The sequence below is a fragment of the Pseudomonas sp. JL2 genome (assembly GCF_031570495.1).
In the GTDB taxonomy this organism is placed as follows: Bacteria; Pseudomonadota; Gammaproteobacteria; order Pseudomonadales; family Pseudomonadaceae; genus Aquipseudomonas; species Aquipseudomonas rhizophila.
This window is the reverse complement of the sequence record NZ_JAKUDH010000042.1, coordinates 1-17,422: the sequence shown is the minus strand read 5'-3', so window position 1 is coordinate 17,422 and position 17,422 is coordinate 1. Positions and strand designations below refer to the sequence as shown.

Here is a 17,422-nt window from a genome sequence, read left to right as displayed (position 1 = left end):
TCAGCATGTTATGCCCGAACACAAAATTTCTGACAGTCCCAGGTTAGTCGACCGGTGAACCTAAGAATCCCGGCGCGCCCGAAGGCGCCCTGCGTACAGCCACCATCAAACAGGAACAGTAAACCTGACCGATAGGGACCTGATACGTCTTAGGTTGAGACGGGCGACTAAACCCGATCACTGATGAGCAGTGACAGGACTCAAACTACCGACGCAACCCAAGGTGAACAAGCCGGCGGATTCTGGCGTAGTTGTAGGCAAAGGCGCAAGGCGAGGTCGGCTGGCGAGTTGCGGGTGCCCAATGTCTGACAGCCTGATCTGACGCTGCAGATTGTTCCGAACCTCAAATAGCCAGCCCTACCTGTATTGAGGAAACCAGAACAACCACTTCAAGAAACCTCCTACATCGCGGCCCTCTCTTCCCGCGTTAGCGTCTGTCCTGCATTTTTTCCGGACGAGACTCACTACGTGGCGGCACGCAAAAACGACATCCCCCAGGTCCGAAACCCGCCCAGCGGCGATGGGCATCACGTCACCTATCGGGACATGACCGCCAGCGAACTGGCCGAGCGCGAAACCCGGCAGCAGGCTTACGAAGCCATGCTTGCCCGGCAAGCTGCCTATGAACACGCGCGCTGGGCCACGGTGGATAACAAGCCTTTGTCCTCCGTGGCCGGATGCGTGTTTGCCAAGAGCTGCAAGCTCCCCAACGGCATCATCGATTACAACAACCCCAACGGCTACGTGCCGGCAGATCTGGTCAAGCAGTACGGCGATCTCATGTGGCTCGGCGGCCGGAGCGCCGCCCCGTCCGGCACGATCCCCCTCAAGCAGATCGGCGCAGGCACGGTTCCCGTTACCTTGGGCAGGCTCGCGCTGGGCGGTTCGGCAACGTCCACGGCTGCAACTGCCGGCGGCACCGTCGGCGCAGCGCTGCTGACCGGCATCGTCGCCCTGCTCTGGCCGTCCAATCTGGGTGACAGCGCGCTCTACAGCGAAGACCAGTTACGCAACCTCAAACAGGCCCGCAGCCGCGTGCGCTTGAGCATCGAGCAGCAGGCCGATGGCAGCCTCAAGGGCTACGGCTTTTACACCGGCCAGAACCGCGATTGGGAAATGGTCGACGTTGTTCAGTTCACCCCGCGAGCCGATCAGTTCATCGCCGACCTGGGGGATGGCATCGAATTGATCTGGACGCCGGCTACCAACCCGTCCGACACCCTCGGCATTCCCGCCCTGGAAGCTGCGCCTCAGGCGCCACCTATTTGGATCTACCCGCCGACGCCGATGGCCGACAGCGTCATCGTCGACCCGATTTATCCGCCGGAGTACAGGGATTTCATTCTGGTATTTCCGGCTGATTCGGGGGTTCGGCCGGTTTATGTGGTTTTGAGTGTTCCTCGAAAGGGCATGGCCGAGACCGGCCACGACTATCACCCAGCTCCGAAAACCCATGAAATTGTTGGCTTCCCTGGATTGAAAAGAGGCAAGAAAAAAACACCTGTACAAGGAGGTGGCGGCCTAAGGGATCGCTGGCTTGATGCGAAGGGCAGAACCATTTACGAATGGGATTCTTCACATGGCGAATTGGAAGCCTATCGTTCGAGCGATGGAAGTCATCTAGGGGCCTTCGATCATATTACGGGCGAGCAGACAGACGGCCCGAAAAAAAACCGTAATATCAAAAAATATTTGTGAGGATCAAATGGGACTCAAACTAAGACTTGAGTGGTATAGCAAGCAAACCGAATCCTGCGAGGGGGAGGAGTATTCCGAAGACTTGGGTGAAGACGGCTCTGTCATTGAAGCCCTAGGGATTCCAATCGAAAACAATGTCAATAACGGAGGGTTTGATGTTCCCCAGGAATGGGTCAAAACCCTCCAGCCTCACTTTCAACACTCAATTGATTGGAGCAGCTACGACTATCAGATTGCTTTCGACTATCGAGACAGCTGGTAGCCACGGAGCGAGTGGTCAATAAAAGAGGAACACAGATTCATGCCATATACCGGGCCCGGCTGAAAAACAGTGCCGCGCCAATGCCAATAGCACTGGTTGAGGCGATCCCCAGATCAAAACCGGAGACGAAAGACGGCAGTGTAAAAATGCTCGCAAACCCCAGGGCAACCAGGGCGATGCCTAGCCATTTCCTGAGGCCGTAGGATTTCATATAGAAAAACAACAGCAGGAACACTGCATATGCCAAGGCGTATAGGCCAAATTCATTCATAGTCTTAGCCGCCTTGAGCCTTGATGATCATAGAGGAAGCGGAGTGTTGCGGACCTATGCCACCGCTGACCTGTGCATCCAAGCTTACGATGACATCACCGGCGTGATAAGTCGGCAATTTGCCCAACGTGAACTCGCGGACAGCCCATCCCACAGGGATGACCGCACCGGGCATGAACTTGCCGGCCGCTGCGGCGAAAACCCCGCTGGTGAGGTTGGCGATACTCATTCGTTGGGTGTTGAGTAAATCACCCTGCTGCCGGGTCAAGGGGTTGGAAATCCCGACCATCATTTGGCAGGGTAGATCCTTGGCGAGCATTTTGTCGTAGAGCTCCACCACCCGGTTGCTCACTTCATAGTGGGCGGCTTTCGCTTCACCAAAATGCAGCGTTCTGAGACTACCCCGCTCATCGGCCGACAAGGTGAAGCGCGATACGCTGAAGATAATTCCATGGCTGCCAGAAAACTGACCGTTTTCAAACTTCAATGCTCGCATCCTTATCGAGTCTGGGAAGACGGGGAGCTTGTCTTAGCTGACGGGCGTTTCGCAAATGGTACCGACTAAGCGCCGCTGGTCAATTTGCTCAAGACAATCTTGTTCCTCCCCACCGCCTTGATGCGCGCCTGCCCCTGCAGCACTTCGGTTTGCCTATGCGGTTATTGCTTCAGGTCTTCAATCAGCTTGCCTACAGCCAAATCAGACACCCGGGAAAACGCCGCACGCGCTGCTTCGGGATCGGTGGCGTACTGCTCAGGGGTGTAAGCGAGGGTGTTGCTTTCATTGAATGCCGAAATGGTATTGAAGTTGCGCCAAACCGAGGTGCCGCTGCGTTTCATGGAGCCGTTGACACCAATGACTGGGTAAAGCACAGAGCTGTAGTTTTTCAGGCTAAGCCCCCACTGCATGACCATGATTTCAACGTCGGCGTCCGCTCTCTCGCCTTGCGCCACGATGGTGAACAGCCCTTCTTGCTTGATGCGCCTCTCGAAGCTTTCACGCACCAGTTTGCCCACATCGATACCGTGGGCTTGCATGTTGTTCAGAATCGCTTGGGAAATATCCGCCGTCGCGCCATCGGCCGCCTTGGTACCCACGACCGAGCCGGCGCCCGTCAACGCGCTTGTGCCAGCGCTCGATGCTCCGGCCAACATGCCAGTCGCTGCACCTGCTCCGGCCCCCAGTCCTGCTCCCCAAGCCTGAGTCATGCTCGTGTATTTGAAGTTTTCTACCGCAAAGTACACGGGAAGGATCTTGATCGTTTTGATCTGGTGGCGGTCTTCGACACTCAAAGACTTGGTTACACACCCGGAAAGCAGGACGACCGAAAGCAACGCGAGAATCAACTTTTTCATGGGTGGGGAAACCGATTACCTGGATGAATGTGGGCTCTGGGCGCCATGACTGACAACCGTTTCAATAGAAGCGGTCTTCTTCTTTCATGCGTTAAATGCGACCGAACGTCCTGAAGGAGATACACAGGAACACCAATGTCAGCAGTACACCGCCAGTCATGACAAAAAACCGGAGCGATACGTGTGTAGCTCGGTGGCGATGCTGTTTATTTTGGGAAACCACCTCACGGCATGGAAATCTTGTACTCGGCGAGCTTGGCCTTGTGCTCCTCACGTACGTACTTCTTGTTGACGATCTGCGAGAACTTCATGAAGTCGGCCTTGGCGCCGTCCTTATCTCCCAAATGGTCGTACGCGATCCCACGCTCGTAATAGGCCCAGGCATAGTCCGCCTGGCGCTCAAGGCCGGTGCTGAATGCTTCAGCGGCCTCTCGGTACTGACCCAGGTCTGTCAGCGCGAGGCCCTGATGATAGTAGGTCGGCATGTGGAAGCCGGAGCCCTTTCCGGCTTCTCCCAGTCCGTTGTCGAGGTTGTACTGCACAAGTTCAAGCGCTTTTTTCGGGTTGCCAGCGTCGCGATACATGCTGCTCAAATCCAGATTGGCGCGCGCATCAGGCTTGGCCTCCAATTGGATGGATTTTTCCTTGGCAGCCACCGCTTCGGGGAAATGCTTGAGGTTGCTGTGGGCGTCGGCCTGCACCGCGTAAATCAAACTTTCCAGCGAGGCGGGCAAGGTATTTTTCTGCAGACATAGATCACCTTCCTGTAGCGCCAGGGGGTAATTTTCGGCTTTGGACGCCTTAATCTGATTTGTGCAGTGCGCGAGGTTGGCTTTTTGCGGGTTCTGCATTCCGGCACATCCTGTGAGGATGAAGGAGCAGGCGATCAGTGCGGGCCAGCGAGCATTCATGAAAAGTATCCTTGTTAGTCGAACAGACGAGCGTTGAGGTCAGGGCGATAGACCTGCAAGAGCGGCGCGGTCACGGTGCCTTGTAGCGAGCAGAACACGGTGGTGTGCCCTGCCAGCGGCGGTGTTGTGTCGCCCGTGTCGACCATCAACACGCGGTCTACGAAACCAAACGGAGTGACGACGCCGGGGCCGGTCAATCCTTCGGTGCGCCATTGGCCGATCGGGTCACCAACGCGGCGAATTTCGGCGCGGGTAATGGCTTTGCCCTGACCGACAAAACGCGCGTTATCGACGATCAACGGTTTGAGTTTTGCGGCCACCTCTTGCGGCGAACCATCGGCTACGAAACCCCAGAACAGAAAATTGCCGACATTCTTGATGGTTTCGGCCTGGTTGTAATAGCCGACCATCTGCACGCCGTTGACGATCAGGGGCGTTTCGAAGTGTTGGTAAGTGCCGCCTTCCTGTAGCGGGCTCATGATGGTCGGTGCCTTGACCGAGCCGTAATCACTCAGGCGTACGGTACCTGCCGGCAGGCGGGCATCGCGCAGACTCTCGAAGAAATGCGCATCGCAACGGGAAAATTCGGTCAGCAGTTGTTCGGGCGTGGTGACGGTCTGAGCCTGGGCATTGCAGGCAGCGGCGACAGCGAGCAAAGCAACGCCAGAAAAAACAGAGCGGAACATTAGATTCATCCGTGAGGTGGAAACGAAGTCTGTCGGCCTATGAATCGCGAACTTTAGCAAGACGGGTCTGCGGGAGAAGGCCTAAGTGCCGAATCCTGCAGATAAGGCTGCATAGCGAAGGGAGCGGGTTTAATTTCAAGCCACTAAATAATTCCGGGGCCGGGTGTATCGGGTTGGGTGGTTTNTGCGGGAGAAGGCCTAAGTGCCGAATCCTGCAGATAAGGCTGCATAGCGAAGGGAGCGGGTTTAATTTCAAGCCACTAAATAATTCCGGGGCCGGGTGTATCGGGTTGGGTGGTTTTGGGGCTGCTGCGCAGCCCAGCGGGGATAAATCCCCTCGCCACAAGTTCGGGTGCTCTTGCGTGGCCGTACGGCGGGATGTCATGTGCCGCTGGGCCCCACTTTGCTGTGATATTACGCAACCCAAGCCAGATCAGTTTGGTTGCCGCGTCGTCGGGGCGGGAGCTATCTATTACTTAATGATTGTTATCAAGTCGACGCCTTCAAATCGACGCCCAATGCCTGGGCAAATGCCTTCACCAGCGGACTGCGCACGATGTTGTGACGCAGGATCAGATTAAACGGTGTGCTGATGTGAATGAGGTCCGGCCGCAAGGCTCGCAATTGCCCTTCAGACACCATCGACGCGGCGTAATGCTGCGGGAGAAAACCCACGAAACGCCCGGTCTTGATCAGCAGCGCCACGGCTTCCACCTGGGTCGCCGAGGCGGAAAAACTGTCGTACCGGGCAAAATTCAATTTGTCGCGATGGATCGCGTAGCGATGGTTGATGCACTCGTACTCCTTGAGTACGTTGCTGCCGATTTCTGCGTCCGACACCGCAAACAACGGGTGGCCGATCGCGCAGTAAACCTCTGAGCGTTCTTCATACAACGCGTAATAGTCGAACTCTTCGCGCTTCTGATAAACCGGTACGATACCGGCCACCAGGCGCCCCTCTACGACCCCTCTTTCAACCTCATCCAGTTGTGAGGTCTGAAGTTGAAACCTTACTTTCGGTGACTCTTTATTTATTCGTTCAAGCGCTGCAACTAACGGTGAATTAATGTCGGAAATAGTATTGTCAATGACGCCCACTCCCAGGTCACCAACAAGTTCGTTCTGCGCGGAACTAAGCCGATCACGAAAGTTATCGACCGAGGCAAATAAATCAATCGATGCCTGATACACCAATCGGCCTTCTTCGGTCAGATGAAAACCCTCTCGACCTCGGGTGCACAAGCGCATACCAATACGAATTTCAAGGTCGGAAATTTGTTTGCTGATGGCCGCCAACCCCACATTCAGCTCGTTCTGCGCCGCACTGAAACCGCCAGCCTCGACCACAGCCTTGAACACTTTGAGCAGTTTGAAATCCAGCCCGCTGAGGGCCAGCGGCGCCCGATGCAGCGTTTTTGGCGCCGGGTTTCCGGAATTGGAAAGTGGGGTTTCCATAATGCTTATTTACCTCTGGCGCGCTATTCAACAACCTGTGTCCAACAACAAAAATAAAGCTGGCCAATAATAATGAACACAGAAAACCAGGCTTGGCAACCGCTAATAATCCCCGTACTTCAGTGCCAACTCACTGACTTCGAACTGCTAAAAGCTGACACTTCGATCAGCTCTCGCAACGCTGCAACTGCCCTCTTGAAAACTGCTTAGGCCGAACCACGCCCGAATTATTTCCGGCGGGTCTTCTCGGCTCTTCGCATCCATATCAGTTCGCTTTACCGACGAGGAAAATAACAATGTCTCACCCCACCGAACGTCTCTGGGGGGCCCGTTTCAAAAGCGGTCCCTCCGAAGCCCTGGCGGCCCTGTCCCGTTGCCCTGAGCGTTACTTTCGCCTGACCCCGTACGACCTCGCCGGCTCCAAGGCCCATGCCCGTGAGCTGCAACGCGCCGGACTGTTGAGCGAGCAGGAAACCCACACCATGCTCGACGCGCTGGAAGGTATCGGCGCTGATTTCAAAGCCGGCAGCATCGCGCCAACGCTGGATGACGAAGACGTCCACACGTTCATCGAACGCCTGCTGACCGAGCGCCTCGGCCCATTGGGCGGCAAGCTGCGCGCCGGCCGTTCGCGCAACGACCAGACCGCCAACGACCTGCGTCTGTTCCTGCGCGACCACGTGCGCACCCTGGCCGTCGAAGTACTTGCCTTGCAACAAGCGCTGGTCGATCAGGCCGAACAACACATCGAAAGCATCTGCCCAGGCTTCACTCACCTGCAACAGGCGCAACCGATCGTCTTTGCCCATCACTTGCTCGCTCACGCCCAATCGATGCTGCGTGACGTGCAACGACTGGTGGACTGGGACATCCGCACCGCGCTGTCGCCACTCGGCGCCGCCGCCATGGCCGGTTCCGCCATCGCGCGCCTGCCGCAGCAGTCGGCTAGGGAAATGGGTTACAGCGGCGTCTGCGAAAACTCCATCGATGCGGTGGCCAGCCGCGATCACGTCGCCGAATTCCTGTTTATTGCCAGCATGCTCGGGATCAACATTTCCCGCCTTGCCGAAGAATTTTGTCTGTGGTCATCGCGGCAATTTCGCTGGGTTGCCCTGGACGATGCCTACGCCACCGGTAGCTCAATCATGCCGCAGAAGAAAAACCCGGACATTGCCGAACTGGCCCGGGGCAAGGCAGGTCGCCTGATCGGCAACCTCACCGGTCTGCTCTCTACCCTGAAATCGCTGCCACTGTCATACAACCGCGACTTGAGCGAAGACAAGAACGGCGTGCTCGACAGCGTCGACACCTTGCTGCTGGTCCTGCCCGCCATGGCCGGGATGGTCGCGACCATGAAGGTCAACGTTGAAGAGTTGCGCCGCCAGGCACCGCTCGGGTTCACCCTCGCGACCGAAGTGGCCGACTGGCTGGCGGTGCGCGGGGTGCCGTTCAAGGAAGCCCATGAAATCACCGGCGCGTTGGTTCAGGCCTGTGAGAAACACGACATCGAGTTGTGGGAAGCCTCGCCGGCGCTGTTGGCCGAAATCGATCCGCGCCTGACCCCGGAAGTACGCGACAGCCTGACGCTAGAAGCCGCCATCGCTGCCCGTAGCGGTTGGGGTGGTACCGCGCCGCAGCAGGTGCGCGAGCAGATCGGCCGGTTGAAGACCGCCCTCGCCGCGCAACACGAATGGACCAAGAACTATCAGGGCTTCCGCCTCTGATAGACAACGCAAAACCCTGGTAGGAGCTGGCAAGCCGGCACCTGCAAGGAAATGTGTTTGACCTGCAATACCCGTGTTCGGAGAAACAACATGAGTCAGACTCAGGCAGAACGACTTCAGGCGGAGCGCAAACTGGCGGAAAACCAGTTTGATATAACCCAGTACGACCACGTGCCACGTCGTTACTACGGGCGGATTTTTTTCGCCACCGTGATCCTCATAGCGATCATCGGCCTGGTACGCGCCTTTGCCGAAGGCAAGATCGAATGGTCGTACATCGGCCAGTTCCTCACCTCCCAAGCGATCATGTGGGGCTTGCTCAATACCATCGTCATGGCCGTGCTGGCGATGGGGCTGGGTATTGTGTTCGGGGTGATCACGGCGATCATGCGCATGTCGGCCAACCCGATCCTGCGTTACGTGGCGGTGACCTACACCTGGCTGTTTCGCGGCACGCCGCTGATCCTGCAACTGCTGTTGTGGTTCAACCTGGCGCTGATCTTCCCCACCATCGGTATTCCCGGCCTGTTCGAAATGGACACCGTGAGCCTGATGACGCCATTCGCGGCCGCCCTCCTGGGCTTGAGCATCAACCAGGGCGCCTACACCGCCGAAGTGGTGCGCGCCGGCCTGTTGTCGGTGGACACCGGGCAGTACGAAGCCGCCAAGTCGATTGGCATGCCACGCCTGCAAGCCCTGCGCCGGATCATCCTGCCGCAGGCGATGCGGATCATCATTCCGCCGGTCGGCAACGAGTTTATCGGCATGGTGAAAATGACCTCGCTGGCGAGCGTCATCCAGTACTCGGAACTGCTCTACAACGCCCAGAACATCTACTACGCCAACGCCCGGGTGATGGAGCTGCTGATCGTCGCGGGTATCTGGTACCTGGCCACCGTCACCGTCCTGTCCTTTGGTCAAAGCCGTCTGGAGCGTCGTTTCGCTCGCGGCGCCGGCAAGCGTTCTTGAGGAGCCCTACATGAGAAGCATCGTCAAGGCCGTGAGTCTGAACAAGTATTACGACCAGTTTCACGCGCTCAAAGACATCAATATCGAAGTCGAGCAAGGTGAAGTGCTGTGCATCATCGGCCCGTCCGGTTCCGGTAAAAGCACCTTGCTGCGTTGCGTCAACCAACTGGAAAAGATCGACAAGGGTGGCTTGTGGGTCGATGGCGAACTGGTGGGTTACCGCATCGTCGGCAACAAACTGCACGAACTCAACGAGTCCCAGATCGCCCGTCAACGTCTGTCCACCGGCATGGTGTTCCAGCGTTTCAACCTGTTTCCGCACATGACTGTGCTGCAAAACATCATCGAAGGGCCCTGCCAGGTGCTCAAGCGTTCGCCCAAAGAGGCAAATGAAGAAGCCCTGGAATTGCTCGCCCGCGTCGGCCTGACCGACAAGCGCAACAGCTACCCGATCGAACTTTCGGGTGGCCAGCAGCAACGCGTAGCCATTGCGCGTGCATTGGCCATGCGCCCCAAGCTGATGCTGTTCGATGAACCCACTTCGGCACTCGACCCGGAACTGGTCGGTGAGGTGCTGTCGGTGATGCGCGACCTCGCGCAGACCGGCATGACCATGATCGTCGTCACCCATGAACTGGGCTTCGCTCGCGAGGTTTCCAATCGCATGGTGTTCATGGACGGCGGGCAGATCGTGGAGGCTGGAAGCCCCGAAGAAATACTAATAAGTCCGCAAAACCCTCGCACCCAAAGCTTCATTTCTGCCGTTCGAACCTAAGCGCCCTTTGGCGCTCACAACACTCAAAAGAGAACGACCATGAAGAACTTCGTAATCCCAGCAGTACTCGCAGGCTTGATGGCCTCCAGCTTCAGCTTCGCCGCCGAACTGCCGGCCAGCATCAAGGACAAGGGCGAGATCGTCGTCGCGATCATGCCGAACTATCCGCCGATGGATTTCAAGGACCCGGCCACCAACCAGTTGACCGGCCTGGACTATGACCTGGGCAACGCCTTGGCCGAACGCTTGGGCATCAAGATCAAATGGCAGGAAACTGGCTTCGAACAAATGATCAACGCGCTCACCACCGACCGCGTCGACATGGTGCTGTCGGGCATGACCGACACCGCCGAACGTCAGGCCAGCGTGACCTTCGTTGACTACTTCACCAGCGGTCCGCAGTTCTACACCCTGCAAAAGAACAAAGACATCAACGAGATTATCGACCTGTGCGGCAAGAAAGTCGGCACCAGCCGCCGCACCACCTTCCCTACGGAAATCGCCGAGTGGAGCAAGGCCAACTGCGAAGCGGCGGGTAAACCGGCGATCAACGTGGTGGGCACCGAAGGCTCCGCCGACGCCCGTGCGCAACTGCGCCAGAGCCGTATCGACGCGGCGATGCAAGGCAGCGAAACCCTGCCGTACCTCAAGACCCAGGAAAAGGACATGTACAAGACCGTGGGCCTGCCGATCTCGTCGCAGTTCACCGGCCTGGGCGTCAGCAAGAAAAAACCTGAGCTGAGCGAAGCGGTGAAAGTCGCACTGCAGAGCATGATCGACGACGGCAGCTACCAGGCGATCCTGAAGAAGTGGGAGCTGGAGCTGGGCGCGATCAAGACGGCGACCATTAACGCCGGGAAGTAACCGCAAGGAACAAGCCTGTCCGTTTGTTGTGGGAGCGAGCCTGCTCGCGATGGTGTGTCAGTCGACACGGGTGCGCTGATACGCCATCGCGAGCAGGCTCGCTCCCACACGGATTGGGCTTTACCTATGAAATAGCTGGAGCACCACGATGTCCTCCTCACCCCAACCCACCTGGCCGGCGCCGCACAAAGCCTGCCTCGCCCTGGCCTTCGACCTCGACGGCCCCACCGGCGATGCCATGCTCAACGGCTCGATCTGGCACAAGCCTGAGTATTTCGGATTTGGCGGTTATGGTCCTTACCGGGCGCTGCCGCGACTGCTCGATCTGCTCGACGCCTTCGGCATCCCGACCACCTTCTTCGTCCCGGCCTGGGTCGTTGAGAACTGGCCGAAGCAGTGCCAGGCGATTGTCGAGCGCGGGCATGAGGTGGCGTACCACGGCTACAAGCACGAATCCTTTTACGCCCTGACGCTGGAACAGCAGAAGGACGTGATGAAGCGCTGCCGCGAGGTGTTCTGGAACCACTTGAACATCCGCGCCGAAGGCTTTCGCACCCCCTCCGGCGACTGGCGCGCCGAGACCCCGGCGATGCTGGTCGAGGCCGGCGTGACCTATTCCAGCAGCATGCGTGGCGATGACCGCCCGTACCTGGTGAAGGTGCCGGGTTTTGACACGCCCCTGGTGGAGATCCCCGGCCGCTGGGAGATGGATGACTACGCCTCACTGGCTTATACCCGCGCGCCGGATTTTCCGTCAGGGCTGGATCGCACCGCCAGCTATGAGCTGACCCTGGACAACTGGTGTCGCGAATACGACGGCGCCATGAATGAAGGCTTGTGCCTGACCACCCTGTTCCATCCCAAGATCACCGGCAAGCCGGGACGCATCCTGCTGCTGGAAAAACTCTTCGAACACATGCGCCAGCGCAACGACGTGTGGTTTGCCACCTGCCGCGATGTCGCGCAGTGGTGGCTCAAGGAGCATCACCATGGCTGATTCGGTTTTCTGGCCCCTGGGCTACCGCTGCGCTGTCGTGTTGACGGTCGATTACAACGACATCCACGGCATTCTCACCCAGGCCCCGGAAGTCGCCGGGCGCGACAAGACCCTGTCCGTGTGGCGTTACGGCACACAACGGGGTGTCGAGCGCCTGTTGGGGCTGTTCGACGAACTGAAGGTGTGCAGCAGTTGGTTCATTCCCGGCATCGTTGCCGAAGAAAACCCGCAACACATCCAGGCGATTCAAGCAGGCGGGCATGAGATTGCCTGCACCGGTTATCGCCACTGCAACTACGACACTCTCGACCTGGCGCAGCAGCGTGACGAAATCGCCCGAGGGTGTGCAGCATTGCAGGCGCTGACCGGCCAGCGCCCCAGCGGTTTTCGCATCCCCGCCGGCAATGGCGCACCGGGGTTCATCGAGGCCTTGGGCGAACACGGCATAAGCTGGTCGTCGTCATGGCGTGGCGATGATTTGCCTTTCGCTCACCCTACGGCACCCGGGATTATCGAACTGCCGTTGCACTATGAACTGGAGGACGAGCCCTACTTCGCCTTCAACCTGAGCCCGGCGGTACCACCTGCGCAATCGCGGATCGCTTCCTACAGTCACACTCTGGGCAATCTGCAAATGGACTTCGCCGGGTTTCACCGCTTCGGCCTGTGTTACGTGCTGCGCCTGCATCCCGAGATCATCGGCACGCCGGGGCGAATCGGCGTGTTGCGCGAGCTGCTGCGGAGCATCCAGCAGCACGATGATGTATGGATCGCCCGAGGTTGCGAAGTCGCCCAATGGTGGGCGGACTCGGCGCTGCCAACGGCCGGCGATCACCCCGCCTCGGTGTACGAGCGGCACTATCGGGACTACCTGCTATGACCGAGCGCCTGCAGCGACTGGCGCAGTTCTGCGTCGACACTCGCTTCGAAGACTTGCCTGCGGCGCTGGTGGCGCAGGCCAAACGGCACATCCTCGATACGTTCGGAGCGGCATTGGCCGGCGCGGACAGCGACGTCGCACGGCAGGCACGTCAGGTCTTCGAGGGCGAAACCGGCAACAGCCTGGTCTGGGGCACCAACCTGCGACTCGGCGCCGCCCAGACGGCAATGCTCAACGGCGTCGCCGCCCATGCGCTGGAACTGGACGACACCGGTGGCTGCGACCACTCCGGAGCGGTGGTCCTGCCGGCGGTGATGGCCGCGGTGTCGATGGCGCCCGGAACGGTCAACGGTCGTGAGCTGATCACGGCCGTGGTGCTTGGCTATGAAGTCGGTCGCCGGGTGCTCGAAGCCTGCGGCGGCTATTCGGCGCACAACGGCGCGGGGTGGCATTCCACTGCCACCTGCGGGGTGTTCGGCGCAGCAGCCGCCGGTGCGCGCGTCCTGAGACTGGACGCCGGGCAAACGCTCGCTGCGCTTGGCATTGCGGGCAGTTTCAGCGGGGGCTTGTGGGCGTTCATCCATGACGGCTCGCAAAGCAAGAAGCTGCACAGCGGCCGTGCGGCTGAAGGAGGATTGCTGGCCGCGCGGTTTGCCCAGCAGGGCATCACCGGGCCGGCCAGGCTGTTCGATGACGTCTGGGGCGGTTTTCTCAAGACCCTGGCCGGGCCGACGGCAGAACCGCAAGCGCTGGACGCGGATCTGGGCTCGGTGTGGAAACTCGCCCGCTGCTCGATCAAGCCCTATGCCTCGTGCCGTGGCACCCATTCGGCCATCGATGCGCTGGGGTTGCTGCTGGATCAGTTGCAAGTCGGCGCCGATCAGGTCGAAGACATTCAGGTGTCGTTGTGCGGGTTTCTACAGGACATGTGCGGTGGCCAGGATGTCAGCACGCTGCCGGCAGCGCAGATGAGCCTGCCTTACGCCCTGGCGGCGCGGCTGGTACACGGGCATTGCGGACTTGAAGCCTATGACGAGACCACGCGCCGCGACCCGCGGATTGACCGCTGGCTGTCGCGCATTCGCCTTGAAGTTGACCCGCGACGGTCAGAGGATGGCGAACCCGTGGTCTGCGTGCGGACCGTGGACGGTCGGCAGGCGCGGCTGTGCGTCGATCCGCCCTTGGGTGCGCCAGCCAATCCGATGAGCGATGCGGCGCTGGAGCAGAAATTTTTCAGCCTGGCGGAGCGAGTGATGCCGCGGGTACAAGCCGAGGCGTTGCTGGGGCAACTAGCGCGGCTAGAAACGCTGGAGTCGGTTGGACTGCTCGAGCGGTGGTTGGGTTGAAACTTTTATTGCCTGATCGGGCGTTATCGCGAGCAGGCTCGCTCCCACAATTGAATTACCTTCCCCTGTGGAAGCGAGCCTGCTCGCGATGGCAGTGCCTCGGCGCAAACAAACGCTAAAAACTGGAATAAGGACATCTGCCCCACCGTGGCCACTTACTCGCTCGTCATCCGCCGCCTGATGATCGTTTCACTGACTATCGTCGTCAGCCGAGCCATTACCAGCCCGTTGCTCACCCTGTTCCTGAGCAACAAACTCGGTCTCAACCAACAGGACGTCGGTTTGTTGCTGGGCATCGCGGTGTTCATTGCCACCCTGCTCGCGCTCTACGGTGGCTACATCATCGATCGCCTGGAGAAACGCCGGCTACTGATCCTGACCATGCTCTCCAGCGCCATCGGATTCGTACTGCTGACCTTCGCCCAGAACCTCTACCTGACTACCCTGACCCTGGTGATCACCGAAACCGCGTCGGCCCTGTTCCTGATCGGTTCCAAGGCGATCCTCAGCGAAAACCTGCCCGTGGGACAGCGGGCCAAGGCGTTTTCCTTACGCTACACCCTTACCAATATCGGCTACGCCACCGGCCCGATGCTCGGCGTGGTGATTGCCGGGGTGTACCCGATTGCACCGTTCTTGATTGCCGGCGCCATCGCTTTCGGCAGCATCTTCCTGATGAGCGGCATTCCCAGCGACTCGGCCCCGGCCCCCGCGATCGGTCAGCCACAGAGTTTTCTCAAGACCCTGGTGACCCTGAAAAACGACCGCACGCTGATCATGTTCACCTGCGGCTGCCTGCTCAGTACCGTGGTCCACGGGCGTTTTACCCTGTACCTGTCGCAATACCTGCTGGTGGTCGAGGACTCCCAGCGCGCGCTGCAAACCATGGCGGCCCTGCTCGCCTGCAATGCGATTGCCGTGATCCTGCTGCAATACCAGATCGGCCGCTTTCTCAAGCGCGAACAGCTGCGTTACTGGATCGCCGGTGGCACCAGCCTATTCATCCTCGGTCTGATCGGCTTCAGCCTGGCCGACAGCCTGGTGTCCTGGTGCGTGGCGATGTTCATTTTCACCCTCGGTGAGATGATCATTTACCCTGCCGAATTCCTCTTCGTTGACACCCTGGCACCGGAAGAACTGCGCGGCAGCTACTACGGCGCGCAGAACCTCGCGGCCCTGGGCGGCGCGTTGAGCCCGGTGATCTGCGGCTTCCTGCTCATGCACACCCCAGCGCCGACGATGTTCTATGCCTTGAGCTTGTTGACGGCGCTGGGCGGCACACTGTGCTTCATGAGTGGGCGGCGAGTCGCGCTACAGCAAAATTATGCAAACAAGCAGCATTAATATGAATGAGTCAGCATCCGTAACGAACGGCACACCGCGCCTCGCTCCACCCGCTCAGTCTTCAAGGCCCTACCCGTCATCTACGCACGCTTATGAAAATGTCTCTAACTCACTCCAGATGTGCTCGCCGCGTACAGACCCATCCGTGCATCAATCCCGCCTGAAAGAACTGTACAGGGGTGTCAAACCCGGCGGCCTTGATAAGGCTCGCGACCTGTTGCGCAGGCAGGATCGCAACATCTCTGGCGTAAGCAATACGCGCTCGCTCCAGCACTTCTGGCTGAAGACCATGGGAGGACATCAATGTCATCCAACTTCGTAACAGCACCTCATAGGCAGGCGATTCGGTATCAGAGGCAAGGTCGGCGTTCGCCAATATTCCGTGGGGTTTAAGGCGCTGGGCTATTTCGCGAAAGAACCTGGTGCGGGCATCTTCTTCCAACAAGAATTGGGAGACCAGCAAGCAGGTAGCCGCGTCGTAGCTGGCCTCGGCGACGAGCGTATCCAGGTAGCCTTCGTGAAAATAGCAGCGCGCGAGAAAGCCATGCTGAACGGCCCTCTGACGACAGACATCAAGCATAGCGCCCGAAGGGTCGACAGCAGTGAAATGCCAGCCGGGGAAGCGCTCCGCCAGATGGGCAAGTTCCGCCCCCGTGCCAACGCCGACGCAGAGTATCCGGGCATTTTCCGGCAGGCCGGCGAACTGAGATTCGAGCAGCAAATAGAGGGCGGCGCGAATCGGCGCCATCCTTTCCCATTGCTTGTCGTAGCTGACAGCTTGCTGGTCGAACAATATCTTGAGGTCTTCACTGCGCATAGGGCACCTTGTGTCGTGATAGACGCATCGCGTAACCGCGGTACTGCTTTCAGTATCCCAGACCTGTCAAGCCCTACACCTTAGCGGCCGCCATGCTGTGGATCAGCACTTCCCAGGCCCCAGTCGAGCATTGATATTAGGATTATCTCAGCAGGTTGCGAGGGGGGACTCAACCCGATCACTGACCTCGGCCTATTCTGACGCTGTCCCCTCTCCCACAGGCAGGCCCCATGATCCACTGCAAACGAGCCTACGAAGCAGCCAGCACCGAGGACGGCGTACGGGTTCTGGTGGACCGTCTATGGCCGCGTAATTGTCGCAAGGACGAACTCCCCATCGCGCAGTGGCTGCCGGAGGTGGCGCCTTCTCATGAGCTGCGCAAGGCGTTCAAAGCGGGGGCGGTTTCGTTCGAGCAGTTCAAGTTGGCCTATCGCAAGGAGTTGGCTGCGCGGCCGGAGGGTTGGTGGCGGTTGGTGGATGTTGCGCGGGGCGGCAATCTCACCCTGGTATACGCCGCCAAATCCACGGTCGAGAACAATGCCGTGGTGTTGGCTGAATGGTTGGAGGATGAGGTGGAGAAGCGGGCGGAGGGGAGTTCGCCGGTTTGTTATTTGGGTGGGGAGTTCTGATGGGCGGCAGGATGGTTTTGGGGCCGCTGCGCAGCCCAGCGGGAGCAAGCTCCCTCGCCACGGTGGTAGTTATTCTTTTCAGGCGGTGTACGGCTAAGATGGCGCGCAGGCGAGTTCACAAGGAAGGCTGGCGTGATGCAATCCCGTTTTGATCCCTTGGTTCATATCGATTGGAAAACACCCGGCGCTGAGTTGCTTGGGCTGCTGCAGCATTACTATCCCGACATCGGTGTGTTTTCCGGGCCGGAATTCGAGGCGCTGTTGGATGAGCTTTCCAACGAAATGGCCGAGGTCTGTTTCGAGGCGTTGGTACCTGTGCTGGCGCGTCACGGCTTTGACCTGTGGAACCTGGACGCCGGCGGTGATGATTACCGACCGGTGATTGTCCCGGCCGATCAACGCGGGAGTGTCAGATTTTTTGTGTGCGGGCCGGTAACGGCC

Annotated in this window: 18 protein-coding genes and 2 pseudogenes; 12 read left to right on the top strand and 8 right to left on the bottom strand. The window is 59.0% G+C overall.

Annotation, left to right across the window (positions count from 1 at the left end):
* Positions 1-468 precede the first annotated feature (468 nt).
* Both MKS85_RS28225 and MKS85_RS28220 read left to right on the top strand, forming a co-directional pair.
* Positions 469-1,698, top strand: coding sequence for a colicin E3/pyocin S6 family cytotoxin (locus MKS85_RS28225; RefSeq protein ID WP_188252243.1), 1,230 nt, complete (start codon positions 469-471; stop codon positions 1,696-1,698).
* Between the two features lie 7 nt (positions 1,699-1,705).
* The gene (locus MKS85_RS28220; RefSeq protein WP_188252244.1) at positions 1,706-1,960 is read left to right on the top strand and encodes a colicin E3-like toxin immunity protein; all 255 of its coding nucleotides are present in this window, start codon (positions 1,706-1,708) and stop codon (positions 1,958-1,960) included.
* Between the two features lie 37 nt (positions 1,961-1,997).
* On the opposite strand, the gene MKS85_RS28215 is transcribed toward MKS85_RS28220, so the two are convergent.
* The 7 genes and pseudogenes from MKS85_RS28215 to MKS85_RS28190 all read right to left on the bottom strand — a co-directional run bounded on the left by MKS85_RS28215 (position 1,998) and on the right by MKS85_RS28190 (position 6,636).
* Positions 1,998-2,231, bottom strand: a complete 234-nt coding sequence (locus MKS85_RS28215) for a hypothetical protein (protein WP_188252245.1) — start codon at positions 2,229-2,231, stop codon at positions 1,998-2,000.
* Positions 2,232-2,235: 4 nt separating this feature from the next.
* The gene (locus MKS85_RS28210) at positions 2,236-2,718 is read right to left on the bottom strand and encodes a hypothetical protein (protein WP_188252246.1); all 483 of its coding nucleotides are present in this window, start codon (positions 2,716-2,718) and stop codon (positions 2,236-2,238) included.
* Positions 2,719-2,888: 170 nt separating this feature from the next.
* On the bottom strand, positions 2,889-3,584 hold the full coding sequence (locus MKS85_RS28205) for a hypothetical protein (RefSeq protein WP_107321517.1): 696 nt from the start codon (positions 3,582-3,584) through the stop codon (positions 2,889-2,891).
* A gap of 224 nt (positions 3,585-3,808) precedes the next feature.
* On the bottom strand, positions 3,809-4,495 hold the full coding sequence (locus MKS85_RS28200; protein ID WP_188252247.1) for a tetratricopeptide repeat protein: 687 nt from the start codon (positions 4,493-4,495) through the stop codon (positions 3,809-3,811).
* A 14-nt stretch (positions 4,496-4,509) separates the two neighbouring features.
* Entirely contained in the window at positions 4,510-5,181 is a 672-nt protein-coding gene (locus MKS85_RS28195; protein ID WP_223194574.1) for a hypothetical protein, read from the bottom strand.
* A gap of 260 nt (positions 5,182-5,441) precedes the next feature.
* Positions 5,442-5,636 (bottom strand): annotated as a pseudogene (locus tag MKS85_RS29120) (hypothetical protein); the annotation flags it as partial.
* Positions 5,637-5,670: 34 nt separating this feature from the next.
* Entirely contained in the window at positions 5,671-6,636 is a 966-nt protein-coding gene (locus tag MKS85_RS28190; RefSeq protein WP_188252249.1) for a LysR family transcriptional regulator, read from the bottom strand.
* A gap of 296 nt (positions 6,637-6,932) precedes the next feature.
* Between MKS85_RS28190 and argH the strand changes: the two genes are divergently transcribed.
* From argH to MKS85_RS28150, 8 genes are all read left to right on the top strand, one after another.
* Complete coding sequence (gene argH, locus MKS85_RS28185; protein ID WP_188252250.1) at positions 6,933-8,360, top strand: argininosuccinate lyase; 1,428 nt, start codon at positions 6,933-6,935, stop codon at positions 8,358-8,360.
* Between the two features lie 90 nt (positions 8,361-8,450).
* Positions 8,451-9,329 carry an amino acid ABC transporter permease gene (locus MKS85_RS28180; RefSeq protein WP_107321512.1) on the top strand — a complete coding sequence of 293 codons (879 nt, stop codon included), beginning with the start codon at positions 8,451-8,453 and terminating at the stop codon, positions 9,327-9,329.
* 10 nt (positions 9,330-9,339) lie between these two features.
* Positions 9,340-10,104, top strand: a complete 765-nt coding sequence (locus MKS85_RS28175) for an amino acid ABC transporter ATP-binding protein (RefSeq protein WP_107321511.1) — start codon at positions 9,340-9,342, stop codon at positions 10,102-10,104.
* 39 nt (positions 10,105-10,143) lie between these two features.
* The gene (locus MKS85_RS28170) at positions 10,144-10,968 is read left to right on the top strand and encodes an ABC transporter substrate-binding protein (RefSeq protein ID WP_107321510.1); all 825 of its coding nucleotides are present in this window, start codon (positions 10,144-10,146) and stop codon (positions 10,966-10,968) included.
* A 148-nt stretch (positions 10,969-11,116) separates the two neighbouring features.
* Positions 11,117-11,965, top strand: coding sequence for a polysaccharide deacetylase (locus tag MKS85_RS28165; RefSeq protein WP_188252251.1), 849 nt, complete (start codon positions 11,117-11,119; stop codon positions 11,963-11,965).
* On the top strand, positions 11,958-12,845 hold the full coding sequence (locus MKS85_RS28160; protein ID WP_188252252.1) for a polysaccharide deacetylase: 888 nt from the start codon (positions 11,958-11,960) through the stop codon (positions 12,843-12,845). The genes MKS85_RS28165 and MKS85_RS28160 overlap by 8 nt, the downstream gene beginning before the upstream one ends.
* The gene (locus tag MKS85_RS28155) at positions 12,842-14,191 is read left to right on the top strand and encodes an MmgE/PrpD family protein (protein ID WP_188252253.1); all 1,350 of its coding nucleotides are present in this window, start codon (positions 12,842-12,844) and stop codon (positions 14,189-14,191) included. Before MKS85_RS28160 ends, MKS85_RS28155 begins: the two co-directional genes overlap by 4 nt.
* Positions 14,192-14,338: 147 nt before the next feature.
* Positions 14,339-15,535: an MFS transporter gene (locus MKS85_RS28150; protein WP_188252254.1), complete on the top strand. Its 1,197-nt coding sequence runs from the start codon at positions 14,339-14,341 to the stop codon at positions 15,533-15,535.
* A gap of 109 nt (positions 15,536-15,644) precedes the next feature.
* Here MKS85_RS28150 and MKS85_RS28145 read toward each other — a convergent pair whose 3' ends face one another.
* Positions 15,645-16,352, bottom strand: a complete 708-nt coding sequence (locus MKS85_RS28145; RefSeq protein ID WP_188252255.1) for a class I SAM-dependent methyltransferase — start codon at positions 16,350-16,352, stop codon at positions 15,645-15,647.
* Positions 16,353-16,582: 230 nt separating this feature from the next.
* On the opposite strand from MKS85_RS28145, the gene MKS85_RS28140 reads away from it, so the two are divergent.
* Positions 16,583-16,981: a DUF488 domain-containing protein gene (locus MKS85_RS28140; RefSeq protein ID WP_076386252.1), complete on the top strand. Its 399-nt coding sequence runs from the start codon at positions 16,583-16,585 to the stop codon at positions 16,979-16,981.
* Positions 16,982-17,116: 135 nt separating this feature from the next.
* Positions 17,117-17,422: pseudogene (locus tag MKS85_RS28135) on the top strand (hypothetical protein); the annotation flags it as partial.